At 71.7% G+C, this 18128-nt stretch carries 16 protein-coding genes and 2 pseudogenes; 8 read left to right on the top strand and 10 right to left on the bottom strand.

Annotated features, from left to right (window positions below; genetic code table 11):
- The first annotated feature begins 42 nt into the window (after nucleotides 1–42).
- Complete coding sequence (locus ACMATS_RS00695; protein ID WP_414166449.1) at nucleotides 43–849, top strand: hypothetical protein; 807 nt, start codon at nucleotides 43–45, stop codon at nucleotides 847–849.
- Here the strand turns inward: ACMATS_RS00695 and ACMATS_RS00700 are convergent.
- Nucleotides 847–1206 (bottom strand): annotated as a pseudogene (locus ACMATS_RS00700) (TROVE domain-containing protein); the annotation flags it as partial. The gene ACMATS_RS00695 and the pseudogene ACMATS_RS00700 overlap by 3 nt on opposite strands.
- A 179-nt stretch (nucleotides 1207–1385) precedes the next feature.
- Here ACMATS_RS00700 and ACMATS_RS00705 point away from each other — a divergent pair.
- Nucleotides 1386–1859 (top strand): nuclear transport factor 2 family protein, encoded by a 474-nt coding sequence (locus ACMATS_RS00705; protein ID WP_390780937.1) that lies wholly within the window; start codon nucleotides 1386–1388, stop codon nucleotides 1857–1859.
- 21 nt (nucleotides 1860–1880) lie between these two features.
- On the opposite strand, the gene abc-f is transcribed toward ACMATS_RS00705, so the two are convergent.
- Nucleotides 1881–3515 (bottom strand): ribosomal protection-like ABC-F family protein, encoded by a 1635-nt coding sequence (abc-f, locus tag ACMATS_RS00710; protein ID WP_414166450.1) that lies wholly within the window; start codon nucleotides 3513–3515, stop codon nucleotides 1881–1883.
- A 182-nt stretch (nucleotides 3516–3697) separates the two neighbouring features.
- On the opposite strand from abc-f, the gene ACMATS_RS00715 reads away from it, so the two are divergent.
- The gene (locus ACMATS_RS00715; protein ID WP_414166451.1) at nucleotides 3698–3970 is read left to right on the top strand and encodes a hypothetical protein; all 273 of its coding nucleotides are present in this window, start codon (nucleotides 3698–3700) and stop codon (nucleotides 3968–3970) included.
- Nucleotides 3971–4001: 31 nt separating this feature from the next.
- On the opposite strand, the gene ACMATS_RS00720 is transcribed toward ACMATS_RS00715, so the two are convergent.
- The 4 genes from ACMATS_RS00720 to ACMATS_RS00735 all read right to left on the bottom strand — a co-directional run bounded on the left by ACMATS_RS00720 (nucleotide 4002) and on the right by ACMATS_RS00735 (nucleotide 8900).
- Complete coding sequence (locus ACMATS_RS00720) at nucleotides 4002–5621, bottom strand: multicopper oxidase family protein (protein WP_414166452.1); 1620 nt, start codon at nucleotides 5619–5621, stop codon at nucleotides 4002–4004.
- A gap of 254 nt (nucleotides 5622–5875) precedes the next feature.
- Nucleotides 5876–7513 (bottom strand): FAD-binding oxidoreductase, encoded by a 1638-nt coding sequence (locus ACMATS_RS00725; RefSeq protein ID WP_414170625.1) that lies wholly within the window; start codon nucleotides 7511–7513, stop codon nucleotides 5876–5878.
- A 130-nt stretch (nucleotides 7514–7643) separates the two neighbouring features.
- Entirely contained in the window at nucleotides 7644–8372 is a 729-nt protein-coding gene (locus tag ACMATS_RS00730; protein WP_414166453.1) for a hypothetical protein, read from the bottom strand.
- A 51-nt stretch (nucleotides 8373–8423) separates the two neighbouring features.
- Nucleotides 8424–8900: a DUF6314 family protein gene (locus ACMATS_RS00735; protein ID WP_414166454.1), complete on the bottom strand. Its 477-nt coding sequence runs from the start codon at nucleotides 8898–8900 to the stop codon at nucleotides 8424–8426.
- Nucleotides 8901–8952: 52 nt separating this feature from the next.
- Between ACMATS_RS00735 and ACMATS_RS00740 the strand changes: the two genes are divergently transcribed.
- The gene (locus tag ACMATS_RS00740) at nucleotides 8953–9738 is read left to right on the top strand and encodes an aminotransferase class IV (RefSeq protein WP_414166455.1); all 786 of its coding nucleotides are present in this window, start codon (nucleotides 8953–8955) and stop codon (nucleotides 9736–9738) included.
- A gap of 12 nt (nucleotides 9739–9750) precedes the next feature.
- Here ACMATS_RS00740 and ACMATS_RS00745 read toward each other — a convergent pair whose 3' ends face one another.
- Nucleotides 9751–10647 (bottom strand): LysR family transcriptional regulator ArgP, encoded by an 897-nt coding sequence (locus ACMATS_RS00745; protein WP_414170626.1) that lies wholly within the window; start codon nucleotides 10645–10647, stop codon nucleotides 9751–9753.
- 69 nt (nucleotides 10648–10716) lie between these two features.
- Here ACMATS_RS00745 and ACMATS_RS00750 point away from each other — a divergent pair, with 69 nt between their 5' ends.
- Nucleotides 10717–11334 (top strand): LysE/ArgO family amino acid transporter, encoded by a 618-nt coding sequence (locus tag ACMATS_RS00750; RefSeq protein ID WP_390780930.1) that lies wholly within the window; start codon nucleotides 10717–10719, stop codon nucleotides 11332–11334.
- A 9-nt stretch (nucleotides 11335–11343) separates the two neighbouring features.
- On the opposite strand, the pseudogene ACMATS_RS00755 reads toward ACMATS_RS00750, so the two are convergent.
- Nucleotides 11344–11823, bottom strand: a pseudogene (locus ACMATS_RS00755) (FAD-binding domain-containing protein); the annotation flags it as partial.
- Nucleotides 11824–12170: 347 nt separating this feature from the next.
- Between ACMATS_RS00755 and ACMATS_RS00760 the strand changes: the two are divergent.
- Both ACMATS_RS00760 and ACMATS_RS00765 read left to right on the top strand, forming a co-directional pair.
- Entirely contained in the window at nucleotides 12171–13808 is a 1638-nt protein-coding gene (locus tag ACMATS_RS00760; RefSeq protein ID WP_390780929.1) for an ABC-F family ATP-binding cassette domain-containing protein, read from the top strand.
- A gap of 64 nt (nucleotides 13809–13872) precedes the next feature.
- Nucleotides 13873–14427 carry a DUF1707 SHOCT-like domain-containing protein gene (locus ACMATS_RS00765; protein WP_414166456.1) on the top strand — a complete coding sequence of 185 codons (555 nt, stop codon included), beginning with the start codon at nucleotides 13873–13875 and terminating at the stop codon, nucleotides 14425–14427.
- A 27-nt stretch (nucleotides 14428–14454) separates the two neighbouring features.
- Here the strand turns inward: ACMATS_RS00765 and ACMATS_RS00770 are convergent, their stop codons facing one another.
- Both ACMATS_RS00770 and ACMATS_RS00775 read right to left on the bottom strand, forming a co-directional pair.
- Nucleotides 14455–15243, bottom strand: coding sequence for a VOC family protein (locus ACMATS_RS00770; protein ID WP_390780927.1), 789 nt, complete (start codon nucleotides 15241–15243; stop codon nucleotides 14455–14457).
- A gap of 247 nt (nucleotides 15244–15490) precedes the next feature.
- Nucleotides 15491–17401 (bottom strand): sugar-binding protein, encoded by a 1911-nt coding sequence (locus ACMATS_RS00775; RefSeq protein ID WP_414166457.1) that lies wholly within the window; start codon nucleotides 17399–17401, stop codon nucleotides 15491–15493.
- A 79-nt stretch (nucleotides 17402–17480) separates the two neighbouring features.
- On the opposite strand from ACMATS_RS00775, the gene ACMATS_RS00780 reads away from it, so the two are divergent.
- Nucleotides 17481–18122, top strand: coding sequence for a protein-L-isoaspartate(D-aspartate) O-methyltransferase (locus tag ACMATS_RS00780; RefSeq protein WP_414166458.1), 642 nt, complete (start codon nucleotides 17481–17483; stop codon nucleotides 18120–18122).
- Nucleotides 18123–18128 lie beyond the last annotated feature (6 nt).

An 18128-nucleotide genomic window follows, 5' to 3' on the forward strand; every position in this document is an offset into this window, starting at 1 on the left:
TCGGCGGGAGGCCGAGCCCTCGGCCATGACACGATGGGGCGTATGCCTGAGATATCCGCCCTGTGGCGCGTCGCACCGGCCTCCGAGGCCGGCTGGTCGGCCGAGCTGTGCCAGGACGACGGCCTGACCGGATATCCCCCGCCCGGAATGCCGGACGCGGCCTGGGTCCTGCACGCCATGTACGAGCACGGGCAGTGGCCGGACTCCGTCTCCCACCACCAGGCGCACCAGGTCCGCCTGGCGGACGGCACGGCCGAACCCGACGCCGTCGGCAGTGTCGGCCTCGAAGCAGGGATCGTCACCGGCGGCGAGCTCGGGCGCGCCGAGCATCCGGGGCCCGGGTGGCGTCGGCTGCGTTGGGCCGAGCTCGCGCACCGGACCGGCGAACCGGTCGTTGTCGAGGGGCTGTTGCCGTCGTATCGCAGTGCGCCCGACGGGCGCCTGGAGGACGGCAGCTGGCCCGTCTCCCTGCACCTCCCGGCGGAAGGCAGTCTCGACCGCCCGTCGTGGAACCGGCTGACCGACCTCCTGCTCGAACACAGCCCAGCCGGCCCGGACACGCGCTGCCTGGCCTACTACAACCCACTCATCCACCACCCGCGGGCCATGACGGCCGAGGAGTTCGCCCACCGCCATGTCCTCACCGGCAGGCTGGGCGACGCCCGGGCGCTGTACGACATCGACGAGCCGGACTTCTCCCCTTCCAATCTCTGGCCCGAGGACCGCTCCTGGATCGTCTACACCGACTACGACTTGTGGGGCACCAAAGTTGCAGGCCCTTCATCCCTGATCGACGCCCTCGTCGGCGACGCGGAAATCGAGGCCCGACGACTGCCCTGGGCCTGCTGAATGCGCGTGCCGGTACGCGGCCAGGTACCGGAAGGGGAACTGCCGGGACCGCGCGACCTCCGCCGGGTCCGCGATCCGGGCGGCCGCCTGCCGGGCGAGGTCGTCACAGACGCCGACCTCGTCGAGGTTCCGCAGGTTGCGCACCAGGGCCATGGTGCCCATGGAGGGGATGACGGCCTCCCAGGCCGCCGCGTCCACCGGGCCCTGCAGCCATCCCGCCAGCGCCTCCCGGGTCATGCCCGCCTCCGCCAGCCGCTCGGCGCCGTCGGGCCCGGTGACCAGGGCGCGGCGTTTCGCAACGGGCACGGCCATCAGCGCGCGGTGCGCGGTGAGGGTCCGGTCAGCGGTGGGCGGTAGGTCCTGCCTTCGCACCTGGACGACGATCACTGTAGGGGTAGGGGTGGGGAAAGGCGGCGCGCCAAGGGTTTTCGCCGGCCGACCGGAGCTGCCCGTCACCGGCATGGCAGGCTACGTGTCACAACCGGCCGATGTGCAGGCCTGGTTGTCGCCGCCGCCCGTCTTGCTTGGGGAGGACCATGTCCGCATCCACCCGCATGCCCGCCGATCCGGTGCCGAGCCACCGGGCCGTCGAGAACCTGATCGCACGGTACGCCGAGCTCGTGGACGACGGTGATTTCGCAGGGCTCGGTGCCCTTCTCGCCGACGCCACCTTCACCGGCAGCGGCGAGCCGGTGATCGGAGGCGACGCGATCGAGAAGATGTTCCGGGACACGCTGATCGTCTACGCCGACGGCACGCCGCGAACCCAGCACGTCACCACCAACGTTGCCATCGAGGTCGACGAACAGGCGGGCACGGCGGTCTCGCGTTCGTACGTCACCGTGTTGCAGGCCCTGCCCGAACTGCCGCTGCAGCCCATCGCCGGCGGCCGCTACCACGACCGCTTCGAACGCCGTGACGGGCAGTGGCACTTCGTGGAGCGACGGGTCCGCATCACCCTGGTCGGCGACGTGAGCCGCCATCTGCGCCGGGCTGCCCCACAGCGGTAGCCCTCCCGCGGGTCGGACCCGTCACACCTCGGGCGCCCCCGTCTCCTTCAACTCGCCGTCGGACAGCCGCAGCCACCGGTTCACTCCGATCTCCCGCAGGAACCGCTCGTCGTGGCTGACCACCACGAAAGCCCCCTGGTAGGAGTTCAGAGCGCTCTCCAGCTGGCCCGCGCTGACCAGGTCGAGGTTGTTCGTCGGTTCGTCCAGGAGCAGCAGGTGCGGGGCCGGTTCCGCGCACAGGACGCAGGCCAGGGTGGCGCGCAGCCGCTCGCCGCCGGAGAGCACCCCGACGGGCAGGTGTGCGCGGGCGCCGCGGAAGAGGAACCGGGCGAGCAGGTTCATCCGCTCGGCCTCCGGCCGCTGCGGGGCGTACTCGGCGAAGTTCTCGGCAACCGTACGGTCCTCATCCAGCAGGTCGAGGCGCTGCGAGAGGTAGGCGATGCGCCCGTCGGCCCGCTTGACCCCGCCACTGTGCGGGGGCAGATCGCCGTTGAGCAGGCGCAGCAGGGTGCTCTTCCCGGCGCCGTTGGAACCTGTCAGCGCCATGCGTTCCGGGCCCCGGATCGTCAGGTCGGCGCCGTCACCGGTGAACACCTCCTTGTCGCCGAGCCGGACGCGGAGCTGTTCGCCGAGGAACAGGGTGCGTCCGGCGGGCACGGTGGTGTCGGGCAGGTCCAGCGCGATGCGCTGCTCCTCGCGCAGGGTGCGCCCGGCCTCGTCCAGCCGGGCCTTCGCCTCGGTGACCCGGCCGGCGTGCATCTGGCCGGCCCGTCCGGCGGACTCCTGCGCGCCGCGCTTCATGTTGCCGGCGAAGATGCGGGGCAGGCCGGCGTTCTTCAGGTTGCGGGCGGCGTTGCTCTGCCGGCGCTCGGCGCGTTCGCGGGCCAGCTGCATCTCCCGCTTCTCCCGCTTCAGTTCCTGCTCGGCGTTGCGGACGTTCTTCTCGGCGACCTCCTGCTCGGCTCGGACGGCCTCCTCGTACGCGGTGAAGTTGCCGCCGTGGAAGCGGAGTTCGCCGCGGTCGAGCTCGGCGATGCGTTCCATGCGGTCGAGCAGTGCGCGGTCGTGGCTGACCAGCAGCAGGCAGCCGGTGTAGGTCGCCAGTACGTCGTAGAGCTTGTGCCGGGCGTCGAGGTCGAGGTTGTTGGTGGGCTCGTCGAGCAGCAGCACGTCGGGCCGCTTGAGCAGTTGGGCGGCGAGTCCGAGGGAGACCACCTGGCCGCCGCTGAGAGTGTTCAGGGTGCGGTCGAGGGTGAGGTGGCCCAGACCCAGGCGGTCCAGCTGGCCGCGGGTGCGTTCCTCGATGTCCCAGTCGTCGCCGATGGTGGTGAAGTGCTTCTCGTCGACGTCCCCCGACTCCACGGCGTCGATGGCCTGGATGATCGCGGCGATGCCCAGGACCTCGGAGACGGTGAGGTCGTCGGTCAGGGGGAGGCTCTGCGGGAGGTAGCCGAGGGTGCCGCCCACGGCGACCGACCCGGTGCCCGGTCGCAGGTCACCGGCGATGAGCTTGAGCAGGGTGCTCTTGCCCGCGCCGTTGGGCGCCACGAGACCGGTGCGGCCGGAGCCGAGGGCGAAGGACAGGTCCTGGAAGACGGGAGTGTCGTCGGGCCAGGTGAAGGACAGGTTCGAGCAGACGACGGAGGCGTCGGACATGGAGGTGACCTCGTGAGGAGGGAGGCAGGCATGACGCTTCTGCCTCGGTGACAAACAAGGGAAAAGGGGGACGACAGAGCAGCCACGACAGCGGTGCTTGCACGCACCGGCCGGTGGCCCGCCGGGTCCGGGCATCACCCGGAGATGTCGTCTTCCACCACCATGTCCGGTCTCCTCGAAGCGTGATCAAATTCGGCGTCAGCCTAGCAGCAGGGACGGCAGCCCGGCTCGGATTATTCGCCGGGACTGCGGCGGTTGGTTCGTCCTCGCTCGCCGGTCCCCTGCAAGTGGCCGATTTCGGAGGCGAGTTGACACAAAAATATGTCCGGGCAGGAAATATCGCACGGCTCGTGCTGGCGGAGATACGGGACGCGGGCGTGAGCAGGGCGACGGTCCGTCAGTCGGCCGACCCGGACGTGCCGTTCACCAGGGCGTGCGAAGACTACGAGGGCTGATCACGACAGTCCGCCGAAGCCCCGGCAGAGGCTACGCCCCGGTGGACGCGCGGCCGTGTGCCCCCGGCGGGGAGATCAGCAGCGTGCCCATCGTGCCGCTGTCCTCGTGCGGCAGGACGTGGCAGTGGAAGACCGTCTTGCCCGTCGCGTCGGGGCGGAAGTACATCCGCAGCGTCACCTCGCCTCCCGGTGGCAGGCGATAGGTGTCCCACCACAGCGTGGGGTCCGTCTGCCAGGAGGTGTCGCCCGCGGGGATGCCCTTGACGTCGACCACCTGGAACGGGTTGACGTGGAAGTGCATCGGGTGCTGGAAGTCGTCCCGGTTCACCAGGCGCCACTCCTCGACCGTTCCCGCCTCCACCTCCTGGTCGATGCGGTCCATGTCGAAGGCCTGACCGTCGATCAGGAACCGGGCTCCCCCGCCCGGCACGTCCGAGCGCTCGCGGGAAAGGACCAGCGTGCGACGGCGTGCGATCGGCAGGCGGGGCATGCACGGCGGGTCCACCAGGCGCTGCGGGATGCAGCCCGAGGCCCGGGCGCCGCAGACCTCCAGCGTGCCCAGTTCGAGTGCGGGGCGGTCGGTGCGGGCGGGGCCCTGCCGGTAGGGGGCCGCGTAGATGCAGTGCCGGCCCGGGTCTCCGCCGCGGATCAGGAACTCGGCACGGTTGCCCGGGGCCAGCAGGAGCGAGGGGACCTGGCGGGGGCAGGCGAAGGGGATGCCGTCCTGGCCGATCCAGTACAGCGTGTGGCCGTCCACGTGGAACCACATCTCCCGGTGCGGTGCGGCGTTCAGCACCCGCCAGCGCTGCACTTCTCCCGGGCGGATGTTCACGACCGGCCGCAGTCCGCCGTTGAGCGGGAACAGCATTCTGGCCGGCACGACGGGGTCGGTGGTGAACGGGTCCTCCATGGTGAAGGGGTCGTCGCCGGCGGTCGGCATGACGGACACGGTCGGGTTCTCGCCGTATTCGTCCACCCGCACGGCGTTGATCACGATGACCCGTTCGCGCATGTCGGCGATCTCCGGCACCCGGTCGACCGCTCCCTCCACCACGAGCGGCCCGCACAGCCCTGACCAGCCCTGATGCGTCGTCGAGCCGTGGTGGTGCGGGTGGTACCAGTACAACCCGGGCGGCTGGTCGGAGGGGATGTCGTAGATGTACTGCCTACTGCCTCCGGGCGGCACGCTGACGTACACGTTGTCCGAGGCGCCGGAGGGAGAGACCTGCAGGCCGTGCACGTGCAGGTTCGTCGTCACTGCATCGTGTATCAGGGATTGACGCTCGCGTGCGGGCAGGCAGCCGGACGCATCCTGGTCCGTGCACACGGGCGGCACCCCGGACGGCTCCATCCGGTTGCACAGGAGCACCCGCATCCGGTCCCCGGCCCGTACCCGCCACATCTCGCCCGGCAATCGGCCGTTGTAGACGTCGAGGCCGAGCCGTCTTCCTCCCACCACCGGGTGGCCGCCCGCCACCGTGAGTGTGTGGTTCAGGATGCCCGCACGGCTGGACACCGCCGGCAGGTCCGCCAGCTCCTCCCCCGCCGCCCCCGTCCCCAGTGCGCCCGTCGGGTCCGGCACCCCGGCCGGCGACGCCCATGCACCCGGTATCCCCATGCCCCCGGCTATCCCCGCGCCGATGCCCACCATCCCTCCCCGCAACACCCCGCGACGCGATACGCCTCCACCACCACCCGCGTTCATCCCACACACTCCCCTAACCCGTCCTCATCCATATAACTGATCACAAGACGGTCACATACCATCACAAACCTGCCCGGCCAACCACCGCAGACCATGACAAATCGACCAGCTTATCGGCGCCCCTGACAGGCAGTCCGTATCGCCCATCCGTGGGACTTCCGCGGGGGCGGCGGCGCGCTCGGCGCCGCCGCCCGGGACGGCTACGGCAGCCGGATCGACTGGGCGTGGCGGAAGACGTCGCGCGGGTCCCACGTCGCCTTGGCGCGCTGCAGGCGCGGGTAGTTGCCCTTGTAGTAGAGCTCGGCCCACGAGGTCCTCGACGTGTTCCAGGCGGAGTCGCCCAGGTCGGTGTCGGGGTAGTTGACGTAGCAGCCGTCGTTGACGTCGCCGGGGACCGGTACGCCGCCCGTGTCGGCGTAGACGTCGCGGTAGAGGTCACGGACCCAGGCCAGGTTCCGGGCGTCGTCGGCCGCGTCGGTCCAGAAGGCCATGTACTGGAGCTTGAGGACGGAGTCCCGCTGGGGGACGGCGGTCGCGTCGGGGGCGACGGCGTTGATGCGGCCGCCGTAGGAGTCGACCTGGACGAGGGCGTCGGGATTGCTGTAGTCCGTACGGGACAGGTGCTTGTACAGCGCCTTGATCTGCGCGTCGGTGAAGCCCTTGCGCATGTACGCGGACTTGTACTTGCCCCGCAGCGTGGGGTTCGCGCCGCTGAGCGAGTCGGTGGCCAGGAACCAGGGCAGCCGGCGCGGGGCGGAGAACTGCGGCATGGCCGCGTGCTCGCCCATGCGCTGGGTCATGACCCTGCCCTTGGCGCCCACGCCGTCGAGGATCTCGGTCAGGTAGCGGTCCAGCATCGCGCGGGCCCCCGGGACCGTTGCGTCCATCTGCGTGATGAGGCCCACCTGACCGGCGGAACGGTGGGTCAGCTTCAGCAGGCCGAAGAGGGAGTTGTACGGGGAGTCGGGGGCGCTGTTGCGCTCGTGCCAGGTTCCCCAGTTCGTCAGCAACCGGGTGAAGGACTCCTCGTCGAGGTCGTCCCAGTGCAGGGCCGAGGCGTGCAGGAGTACCTCGGACGGCGGACGGGGCAGCAGGTGGGAGGGGTCGGTGCCGCTCGCGTCGGGCGAGCGCAGCCAGTAGCGGGTGATGACGCCGAAGTTGCCGCCTCCGCCGCCCGTGTGGGCCCACCACAGTTCGCGGTTGGGGTCGTTCTTCTCGCGGGTGGCGACGACGGCGCGGGCCGTGCCGTCCTTGTCCACGACGACGACCTCGACGCCGTACAGGTGATCGACGGTCAGGCCGTGCCGGCGCGAGAGGAGCCCGTAACCGCCGCCGCATATGTGGCCGCCGGCGCTGACGGAGTAGCACGAGCCCGCGGGCAGGGCCACGCCCCAGAGCTTGTACAGGGCCTCGTAGACGTTCAGGTTCGAGGCACCGGCCTCGACGGCGAAGGCGCCGCGGGCCCGGTCGAAGCAGACCCCGGTCATCGCGGACATGTCGATGACCACCTGGACGTCCTTGTTGAAGACGAAGTCCTCGTAGCAGTGGCCGCCGCTGCGCACCGCGATGCGCTTCCCGGCCCGTACGGCCTCCTGCACGGCCGAGACGACCTGGCCGGTGGTCGTCACCAGGCGGACGTACTCGGGCTTGCCGACCCAGCGCTGGTTGATGCCGCGTATCAGGTCCGCGTACCGGGGGTCGTCCGGTTTCACCGTGACGGCGGCGGGCGTCGTGATGCCCTGCGGCGGGGCGGCCTGCGCGGGCACGGTCGACGTCGCGGTCAGTGCTGCGCCGACGGTCATCGCGGCGCCTCCGGTCAACAGGCTGCGGCGTCCCATGAACGGCGTGCGGGCGGTCTCGGACAAAACGTCCCCCCAGGAACATTCGAACAACGTACGACCGCATTCGATCATGAAAGCGCGGGTGCACCCCAATCGGCGGCCCGGCCACGTCGGCAGCCGGTCCGCATCACGCTGACCAGCGCCTGTCCTCCCGACGCCTGCGCCACCAGCCGACGGCCAGCACACAGAGGCCGGGAAGAGCCAGCGCAATGTTCACGGTCCACTCCAGTGCGCTCGCGTTCCCGAGCAGGACGTCGGACACGATCGCCAGGACCGGCAGCGTCAGCAGGAACCACCCGATCACGTACGGGAGCCGGAACAGCAGGCGCGCTCCCCCGGCGGCTCCGACGGCCACGCCCAGGATCCCCCAGGCACCCGTCAGCCTCCAGAAGAGGGACTTCTCCGGGGGAGCGAGGTACGTCTCGGTGCGGCCGCGCAGCGCCATCCGTATCAGCGCCCCGTGCCAGCTGCGGACCTCCGCACGGTCACCGGGGTCCGTGTCGCGGTACATGGGCCACTGCACCTCGTGCCACGTGTCCCGCCCGGCGAGGGCGATCCGCAGCTCGTAGTGCTGCGTGCAGGACCGGACGCCGTTGCTGTCCGTGGTGCAGGACTCCTGGACGTCCTTGTCCACGACACGGGCCGTGGCCTGCTCGATGCAGTCGTCGGCCGTGTGGGTCCGGTGGTCGGACGGGCAGGGGGCCGCGTGCCGGTACGTCACCGAGTTCCGGTACGACTCCTGCACCCATGGCACGCAGAGGACCAGCCCGCAGACGGCGGCGGCCAGGAGCAGCACGCGCAGTGCCGTGACCGGCCAGGCGTGCCGCCGGGCGTGCGGATGCTTCGGCGTCCCCATCGTCGGCCCCCTCCGTCGGCCGGGCGCATCCCGGCCCAGGGTGCCCGTCCGTCACTGCCGCCGGTAGACCGAGCGCAGCTCCTGGTTCTTGGCCGGGCCGGTGGTGCGCCACTGCAGGTGCCACTCGTCGGGGGAGACGACCGTGTACGTGCCGTTGTAGAGGTCCCGGCCGCAGGGGTGGCGGGCGGTCCAGTGGCCGGTGCGCAGGTCCAGGTGGTGGAAGGGGCGGCCGTCGGCGAACATCACCGCGGCCGTGCCGTCCGGCCCGGGCAGCATCCTGAGCGTGCGGCCGGCGCGGTTGACCGTGCCGTTCCAGCTCAGCTCGCCGTCCTCGGTGTGCAGCACATGCGTCTCGTCGGCGGCGGGGCGGAACGCGGCCGTGCCGTGGAACCACCCGTGGGAGCCGGTGTCCAGGTCGATCAGGGTGCGGTCGAGCGACCAGTGACCGGCCAGGTAGGCGACGGCGTCGGGAACCGGATGGCTGGTCGGTACGGCGGCGGGTGCCGTCCCCGGGACGGTGGCGTTCATGGCTTCATTGTCCCTTCTGCCCGGTGCGGGGGTTCGTGCCAGAATCCGGCGGGTGGTCACAGTCAACGGAGCGCCGGCTCCCTCCGCGTACCTGCAATCCCTCGCCCTGGCCAACTACGGGCATTTCACCACGATGCGCGTGGAGAACGGAGGAGTCCGGGGCCTGTCCTTGCATCTCGACCGGTTGCGGCGCGACTGCCGCGCCGTGTTCGGGACGGATCTGGACCCTGCGCGTGTCGTCGCGTACGTGCGGCAGGCGGTCGGTGAGCACGGGCCGGGGCCGGTCATGGTGCGCGTCACCGTCTTCGATCCGCACCTGGACATGCTGGATCTCGGTGCGCAGGCGGACCCGCACGTCATGGTGACGCTCCGGCCCGCCGGGGTGACGGCCCCGCCGCCGTTGAGGGCGAAGCCGTGCGCCTTCAGCCGTGACGCGGCCGCGGTGAAGCATGTCGGGCTGTTCAGCCAGTTCAGGCTGCGGAGAGAGGCCCAACTGGCCGGTTTCGACGACGCGTTGTTCGTCGGGCCCGGCGGGTGCGTCTCGGAGGGCGTCACCTGGAACGTGGGGTTCGTGGACGCGGCGGGGAGAGTGGTGTGGCCGGAGGCCGACGTGCTGCCCGGGGTCACGCTGCAGCTGCTGCGGGCCGCCGATGCCGGGACGCTCACGGCTCCGGTGGCTGTCGGGGATCTTCCGCGGATGCGGGCGGCGTTCGCCACGAACGCCTCGGTGGGGGTGCGCGCGATCAGTGCGATCGGCAAGGTGACGTTCCCGGAGGAGGACGAGGTTGTCGGGCGGCTGCGCGAGCTGTATGCGGGGGTCCCGCTCGAGTCGTTGTGAACGTGGCCGCCCTCACGCGGTGAGCGCCTCGGCCGCTGCCGCCGCGACGGCGTCCGCGGCGGCGGCGAGGGCCGGGGAGCCGAGTTTCCACTGCTGCCAGTACAGCGGGACGTCCACCGGGCGGTCCGGGGCGAGGTTGACGAGTGTGCCTGCGCGCAGGTGGGGCTCGGCGTGCATGGTGGGGACCAGGCCCCAGCCCATGCCGGCCACCACGGCCTCGACGTAGCCCTCGCTCGTCGGCACGTAGTGGCGCAGCGGGCTCGCGTCCCTGCCGCGTGCGATGGTGCGCACGAAGGCGTCCTGGAGGTCGTCGCGGCGGTCGAACATGATGACGGGGGCGTCGGGAAGCACCCGGTGGAGCGGGGCGTCGGCGAGCCACTGGGCGGTGAAGTCCGGGCTTGCGGCGGCCAGGTAGCGCATGCGGCCGAGCTCTCGGACGGAGCAGCCGGCCACGGGGTCGGGCGAGGAGGTGACCGCGGCCATGACCTGGCCCTCGCGCAGCAGGGCGGTGGTGTGTTCCTGGTCCTCGCGGCGGAGTTCGAAGTAGATCCGCAGGTCGTGCGGGACCCGGGTCAGTGCCGGGAAGAACCAGCTGGCCAGGGAGTCGGAGTTGACCGCGATCGTCAGGCGGGCGGGGGCGCCGGCCTCCGCCATGCCCAGGTCGGCGCGCGCGTCGCTCTCCAGGCGGGCGAGCTGGCGGGCGAAGCGCACGACGATCCGGCCGGACTCGGTCGGCTGCACGGGTTTGGTGCGCATCAGCAGGACGCGTCCGGTGCGCTGTTCCAGTGCCTTGACGCGTTGGCTGACGGCGGACGGCGTGATGTGCAGGGCCGCGGCTGCGGCGTCGAAGGTGCCCTCGTCCACCACGGCGAGCAGGGTGCGGACCAGGTCGTGGGGCAGGCTCGTCATCACGGTTGCTAATGATACCTAAGAAACTTTAGCTGTACTGTCGGCCGGGCGATCTTTAGCGTCGGAGGCATGCACAACGTTTTCACCGCCGGAGCCGCAGGCTTCGGCACCGGACTCTCCTTGATCGTCGCCATCGGTGCGCAGAACGCCTTCGTGCTGCGCCAGGGCATCCGGCGCGACGCGGTCCTGCCCGTGGTGGCCATCTGCGCCGCGTCGGACGCCTTGCTCATCACCCTCGGCGTCGCCGGTCTCGGCTCCCTGGTCACCGCCTGGCCGCCGGCCATGACCGCCGTGCGCTGGCTCGGCGCCGCCTTCCTCCTCGGCTACGGGCTGCGCGCCGCGGTCCGCGCCTACCGTTCCCCGGACGCGGCCATGCACACGGAGGGCTCGTCGGTGCGCTCGCGGCGGCGCGCCGTGCTCAGCTGTCTGGCGATGACCTGGCTCAACCCGCACGTCTACCTCGACACCGTGCTGCTTCTCGGTGCGGTCGCCGCGACCAAGGGGCCGCTGCGCTGGGAGTTCGGCATCGGCGCGGCGCTGGCCAGCCTGTGCTGGTTCAGTGCGCTGGGCTTCGGGGCCCGGCTGCTCAGCGGGGTGTTCGCCCGGCCGTCGGCCTGGCGCGTCATCGACGTGCTGATGGCGGCGACGATGCTGTTCGTCGGCGTGATGCTGCTGGCTGGAGCCTGACGGCTCCTCTCACCCGAGGCCGCGGGCCTGCCGGAACCGGGCGGGCCCGTCGGCCGGGTCGACGAGCGGATCCGGGTAGCCGCGGGCGGCGCGCCCGCTCCCCCGCAGGCGCCAGGGTTCGTGGACGGCCGGTCCGCCCCCGAGACGCGCGAGTTCCGGTACCCAGCGGCGTACGTATGCCCCGTGCGGGTCGTGCCGCCGTGCCTGGGCCAGGGGGTTGAGGACCCGGTTGGGGCGGGTGTCCGTGCCGGTTCCGGCCACCCACTGCCAGTTGAGCTGGTTGTCGGCGATGTCGCCGTCGACGAGCAGGTCCAGGAAGTGCCGCGCACCGATGCGCCAGTCCACGTACAGCGTCTTGGTGAGGAAGGATGCGGCCAGCAGGCGTGCCCGGTTGTGCATCCAGCCCTCGTGCCGCAGCCGGCGCATGGCCGCGTCGATCACGAGGTATCCGGTGCGGCCGTCGCGCCACGCGGCCACTTCCGCGGCGGCCTGCCGCCCGGGACCACCGGGACGTTCATGATCGTCCCCTTCCCGGACCGTCGTCCGGTGTACCGGTCCGTGCCGCCGGAATTCCGTTGACGTGCCGATGGCGCCGTCCTACGTTGATGGGGCCCCTGTTGCCGTCGATCGGAGAAGGACGTTGCTCGTCTGAGGTCCTGAGACACCGCGCTGCCGCGCTGCCGGGCCGTCATGGCCCCGCTCTGCCGCCGCCTGCGTTCCGTGTGCGACCTCGACGCATCGAGCCGTCCTCCCGCCGGAGACAGGGATCCCGATCCCCCGCGGTGTCTCCACGTGTTGCCCCGACCGCCCTTCTCACGCAACCACGCGAGGCCCACATGTCTGCAACCCCTGCCTTCATCAGCTGCACGTCGCTCTCCTACGCCTGGCCGGACGGCACCCCCGTCTTCGACGGCCTCCAGGCGGCCTTCGGTCCTCACCGGACCGGTCTCATCGGCCTCAACGGGTCGGGAAAGTCGACCCTGTTGAAGCTGATGGCCGGAGAGCTCTCCCCGGTCGACGGCACCGTGCGCGTGGCCGGCGAGACCGGTTATCTCCCGCAGAACGCCACGCTCGACACCTCGCTCCGCGTCGACGAGGCCCTCGGCATCGCCGCCGCGCGCGCCGCGCTGCACGCCATCGAGGCGGGCGACGCGAGCGAGGAGCACTTCGCGGCCGTCGGCGACGACTGGGACGTCGAGGAGCGCGCCATGGCGACGCTCGACGGACTGGGGCTGGGCCGCATCGGCCTGGACCGCACCGTCGGCGAGGTGTCCGGCGGGGAGTCGGTCCTGCTGCGCCTGGCCGCGCTGCTGCTGCGCCGGCCCGATGTGCTCCTGCTCGACGAGCCCACCAACAACCTCGACCTGTCCGCCCGTCGCCGCCTGTACGCGGCCGTCGAGGCGTGGCCCGGCGTCATGGTCGTGGTCAGCCACGACCGTGAACTCCTCGACCGCGTCGACCGGATCGCGGATCTGCGGGCGGGCGGCATCACCTGGTTCGGCGGCACCTTCTCGGCGTACGAGGAGGCGCTCGCCAAGGAACAGGAGGCGGCCGGGCAACTGGTCCGTACCGCCGAGTCCGACCTGCGCAAGCAGAAGCGCGAACTGGCCGACGCCCGCGTCAAACTGGCCCGCCGCAAGCGGTACGGCCAGAAGATGTGGGACACCAAGCGCGAGCCCAAGGTCGTCATGGGTGCGCGCAAGCGGCAGGCCCAGGTCTCCGCGGGCAAGCACCTCATCCTGCACGAGGACAGGCTCGCCGAGGCGAAGGAGCGGCTCGACGAGGCGGTGGACGCCGTGCGCGACGACGACGTGATCCGCATCGACCTCCCGGCCACGGCGGTGCCGCCGGGCCGTTCCGTGCTCACCCTCCGGGACCTCCAACTGCCCTACGGGGCCCGGATCGAGGGCGGGTTCGAGCTGCGCGGCCCCGAGCGGATCGCCCTCGTCGGGCGGAACGGCGCGGGCAAGACGACCCTGCTGCGCACGATCGCCGGAGAGCTGGAGCCGCGCTCCGGCACGGCCGACGTCCATGTGCCGCTGCGGTTCCTGCCGCAGCGACTCGACGTGCTCGACGAGGAGTCGACCGTCGCCGAGAACGTCGCGCGCTTCGCGCCGGAAGCGACCGGGAACCGGGTCCGGGCCCGACTGGCCCGCTTCCTGTTCAAGGGGGCACGGGCCGACCAGCAGGCGGGGACCCTCTCGGGCGGGGAGCGCTTCCGCGCCGCGCTGGCGGCCCTGATGCTGGCCGAGCCCGCCCCGCAGCTCCTGCTGCTCGACGAGCCGACGAACAATCTCGACATGGCGAGCGTCCGTCAGCTCACCACGGCCCTGGAGTCGTACGAGGGCGCACTGGTCGTGGCCAGTCACGACCTGCCCTTCCTGGAGTCGCTCGGCGTGACGCGCTGGCTGCTCCTGGACGGTGGGCTGCGGGACACCACGGCGGAGGAGGTGCGTGCGGAGATGGGCGGGTAGCAGCCGGGGGAACGGACTCTCCCGGGCATGTCGTACCTCGGGCTCGCTTTGCTAGCGTGCCCTCATGGCGAGGGATCAGCCCGAGTTACGGGCGTCGCACGAGGATCGCGACCGCGTCGTGGACGCGCTGCGGATCGCCGGCGGTGACGGTCTGCTCACCGCCGAGGAGCTCGACGCCCGGCTGGAGAGAGCGCTGTCGGCCCGGACGCGCGGCGAGTTGGCCGCGCTGACCGCAGACTTGCCGACTGCGTCCACGGCCAAGGACGTCCTCGTCGTCGAGCCACACGGCAGCAAGTGGGTGCGGGCCGGACGCTGGGTGGTGCCCGCGCGCATCGAACTGAGGGCGCGACTGTGCCGCGTCACCCTCGACTTCACCGAAGCGGCGATCACCACGGGGACCCTGCGCATCGACACGGACATGCAGCACGGCAAACTGCTCATCGTCGGCTCGCCGGGCATCCTGATCGACACCGACGGGCTCACCCTCCACTACTCCACGTGCAAGCTCCGTTCCGGGAACGCCAGTCACGATCCCCGGCTCCGCATCGAGCTCGTCGGCAAGGTCGAGCACTCGAAGATCGTCGAGCGGCGTCCGCGCCGTCGCCGCCTGGCACGTTGAACGGTCCGTCGGCCCGAGCCGGCCCCTTCAGCTCCCCGCGCTCTTGATCACTGCGAACGGTGCCCCGAACGGGTCGAGCACCATGGCCAGGCGGCCCACGCCCGGGGCGTCCATCGCGGGGATGACGGTGGTGGCGCCCGACTCCTCGGCCCGGGCCAGCGCGGCGTCGCAGTCCTCGACCTCGAAGTAGGGATGCCACTCGGAGGTCGAGCCCCGCTGCATGTTCTCCTCGGGCAGCTGCATGAGGCCGCCGTGCATCCGCTTCTCCCCACCGCCCGCGGGGCCCGCGATGGTGTAGACGAGGCCCTCCCCCATGCCCATGTCGCGGGTGTCCCAGCCGAACACCTTGCGGTAGAACTCCGTCGCCGCGGCGGCGTCGGTGCTGTACAGCTCGATCCAGCTGACGGAGCCGGGGGCGTTGACCGCCTCCAGGCCGTCGGTGTCGCCGGGCTGCCACACCGCGAACTCCGCACCTGCGGGATCGGTGAATCCGGCCATGCGGCCGGCCGTCATGACGTCCATCGGCGGGAAGCGGACCGAGCCGCCGGCCCGCTGTACCGCGTCGGCGGTGTCGTCCGCGTCCTCGGTGCGGAAGTACACCGTCCACGCGGGACGCGCGCCCTCCTCCATCAGCGGGCCGAGGCCGGCGGCGGCCTTGCCGTCCTTCAGGAGGAAGCCGTACCCGCCTGCGTCCGGCCCGGCGGAGCGGAACTCCCACCCGAAGAGTCCTCCGTAGAAGGCGACGGCCGCGTCCGTGTCGGGTGTTCCCAGGTCGAGCCAGGCCGGTCCGCCCGGAACGTGTGTCGAGGTCAGCATCGTATGCTCCTGGTGCAAGTCGTCCCGGCGTCATGGGAGCCGGGAGCGCAACGTGGTCAGGGAGTGTGTATGCCCATCGGGTGGACTGCAAACATCTGGTGGGCCCACGGCATGAGGTGCCCCCGGGCGTGACTCCACCACCACGGCTTCTTCCGCCGCACCGGCATCCCGGCCGGGAACGTGCAGATCGTTCGCCGACGGGCCGACAGGACCCTGGCCTGCGAGCAGTTGGGCATCGCGCACCGGATCACCGGCTGGGGCGCGTCGTGGCCGGTCGCGCCCACGCGGCGGAGCCGCAAGTCGATACAGCCCCGCGCCCCTGACGGGGCGACGATCCACCGGACACACCCCAGGGCGCCCCTCCCCCGAGCGGGACGCCCGTGCGGGTGGACTGTTCGACGGATGCCGGGGAGTCCTGGCTGCGCGCCGCGTCCAGGGGCAGCTCGGCGGTCGGTGCGGGCCGGGCGGACGGTGGTGTGTATCCGGGGAGGCGCAGGGTGCCCCAGACGTAGGGGTCGGCCTGGGCGCTGCCGTAGGGGGACCAGGCGAGGCGGGACTTGCCCGTCTTGTCCTGGGTGTCGGAGTCGTAGACCAGGATGTTCGCGGTGAGGTGTGCGGGGTCGACGGGCGTCGGCAGGCCGGCGAGCGGGATCTTCGCCTCGACCGTGTAGCCGTGGTACGGGTCGGTCACCGTGGAGGCGACCGTCATGCCGGGTGCGGTGCTGCTCGCCGGGCCCTGGTGGCTGTCGCCGTCGCGCTCGGCGCAGGGGCCGCCGCCGTGGGCGGTGAAGGGGAGGATGCCCGTCCTGAAGGTGGTCGAGGTGTCGTCGGAGCGGCCCCGGGGGTCGATGTCGATCTCGACGGAGTCGGTGCGCCAGTGGCGTTTGCAGTCGTCGGCGGCGTCGAGGGCCGCGCCCTTCTTGTCGTCGGTGACATGGACGAGGACGTACAGGTCGTCGCCGTGGCGGGCGAGGCGGGCGTCGGCCGAGCAGTCGTCGGGGGTGCACTCCTTGCCGTCCCAGTGCGTCAAGTGGAGCGTCTCGCCGGGGTATTCGCCCGGGCCCGCCGTGCCGTCGACGACCGGGGCCTCTGCGACCTCGGGGACCGTGGTGGCGGGTGCGGGCGGGTAGGCGGGCTGGGCGTCGTCGGCCAGCCACGGCATGTGCACCTGCTGCGCCCAGTCGCGGAACTCCGCGTACAGCGGGCGGAGTCCGGACTGGGGGTGCACCGGGGCGGTGACGGGTCTGCCGTCCTCGGCCAGGACGGTGAACCACTCGCAGGGAAGGCGGTCCGCGGGGGTGTCGACGGTGGGCGGGAGGGCGCCGAAGCCCTGGGTGACGTAGGTGCGGGCGGCGTCCCGCTCCACCTGTGCCCACGTCTTTCCGTGGTCGCGGGAGCGTGCTCCGGGCCAGACGCCGACGACCGGCAGCCCGGTGTGCGGGTCCGTGGCCCGCCGCGCGGCGCACTGTTTCCCCGTCGGGCCGTCGAACTTCCAGCTCTGGGCGAGGAGTCGGGAGGGCTTCCAGGGGGCGTGCTTCTCCTTGGTGATCTGTTCGGGGAATGCCGTCGGGTCGCCGGCCAGGCGGAAGGCCTCGACGGCCAGGCGGCCGGCCTCCTGGTGGCCGCCGTGCTGGTTGAAGGGGCGCGGGTCCATGGTCACGACGGTCTTCGGGGTGGTCGCCCGGATCAGCCGGACGAGCCGGGCGAGGGTGTCCGTCGGCTGCTGCGGGCCGCGGTTCCAGGCCTTGGCGGTCAGGGGTGCGGAGAGCGTGTACCAGAAGTCCGGCTTGTCGAGGTAGAAGACGTTGCGGATGCCGACGTGCCCGACGGCTGCGCGTTCCTCGCGTTCGCGGATCCGGCCGAGTGCGGGGCCCTCCTCGGGGCCGGCGGCGTTCCCGCCGCCCTCGCCGCGGGTGACGGTGACGACGCCGGTGCTCAGTCCCTGGCGTTCTCTCCACTGGCCGAAGGTGGCCAGGGACTGGAACTCGTCGTCCGGGTGGGCGCCGACGAACAGCACGTCCGTGTGGGCCGCCGCCCTGCTCGCCGGGGACGTGGTGTCGCCTCCGTCCGGTTCCTTGTGCGTGCTGCACGCGCCGGTGACCAGTGCTGTGGCGACGAGTGCGGCGGGGAGGAGGCGTCGGGGCTTGTACGGCGTCACGGGACCTCGTCCTTCCCTCGGGCTCCTGCGGGCGGGAAGCCCATGATGCCGCGGTGGCGTGGCGGGGAACATGGGGCATATGAGCGGCAATCAGTCTCCCGAAGGCCTCGCGCGTGTCCTGCGGGACGCCGGTATCGGTGACGAGCGTCTGCTGCAGGCCGTACGGACCACGCCCCGGGCGGCGTTCGTGCCCGCCGGTCAGGAGGCGGTCGCGTACCACGACGAGCCCGTTCCGATCGCTCACGGCCTGGTGACCACGCAGCCCTCGCTGTCCGCCCTGATGATCGAGGGCCTGTGCCTGGGCGGGGACGAGCACGTTCTCGAGGTCGGCACGGGGCTCGGTTTCCAGACCGCGCTGCTCGCCCGGCTGGCGGGCGACGTGGTGAGCGTCGAGATGTGGCCCGACCTCGCACAGCAGGCGCGGCGCAACCTCGACCGGCAGGGCATCCGCACCGTGGACGTGCGCACCGGGGACGGCAGTTGCGGGGTGCCGGAGTGCGCTCCGTACGACGCCGTCCTCGTCTCCGCCGCGTTCCCCGAGGTGCCCGCGCCACTGGTCGGGCAACTGCGCGACGGTGGACGGCTGGTGCAGCCCATCGGGCCGGGCGGGCGGGAACGGGTGGTGGCCTTCCGGCGCACCGGCGGCGGGCTGGAATCCGTGCGCGTGCTGACGGATGCGCGCTTCGTCCGCCTGCACGGGCGGTACGGCTACCCCTCCTGACCGCGG

This window comes from Streptoverticillium reticulum (assembly GCF_047456005.1).
In the GTDB taxonomy this organism is placed as follows: domain Bacteria; phylum Actinomycetota; class Actinomycetes; order Streptomycetales; family Streptomycetaceae; genus Streptomyces; species Streptomyces reticulum.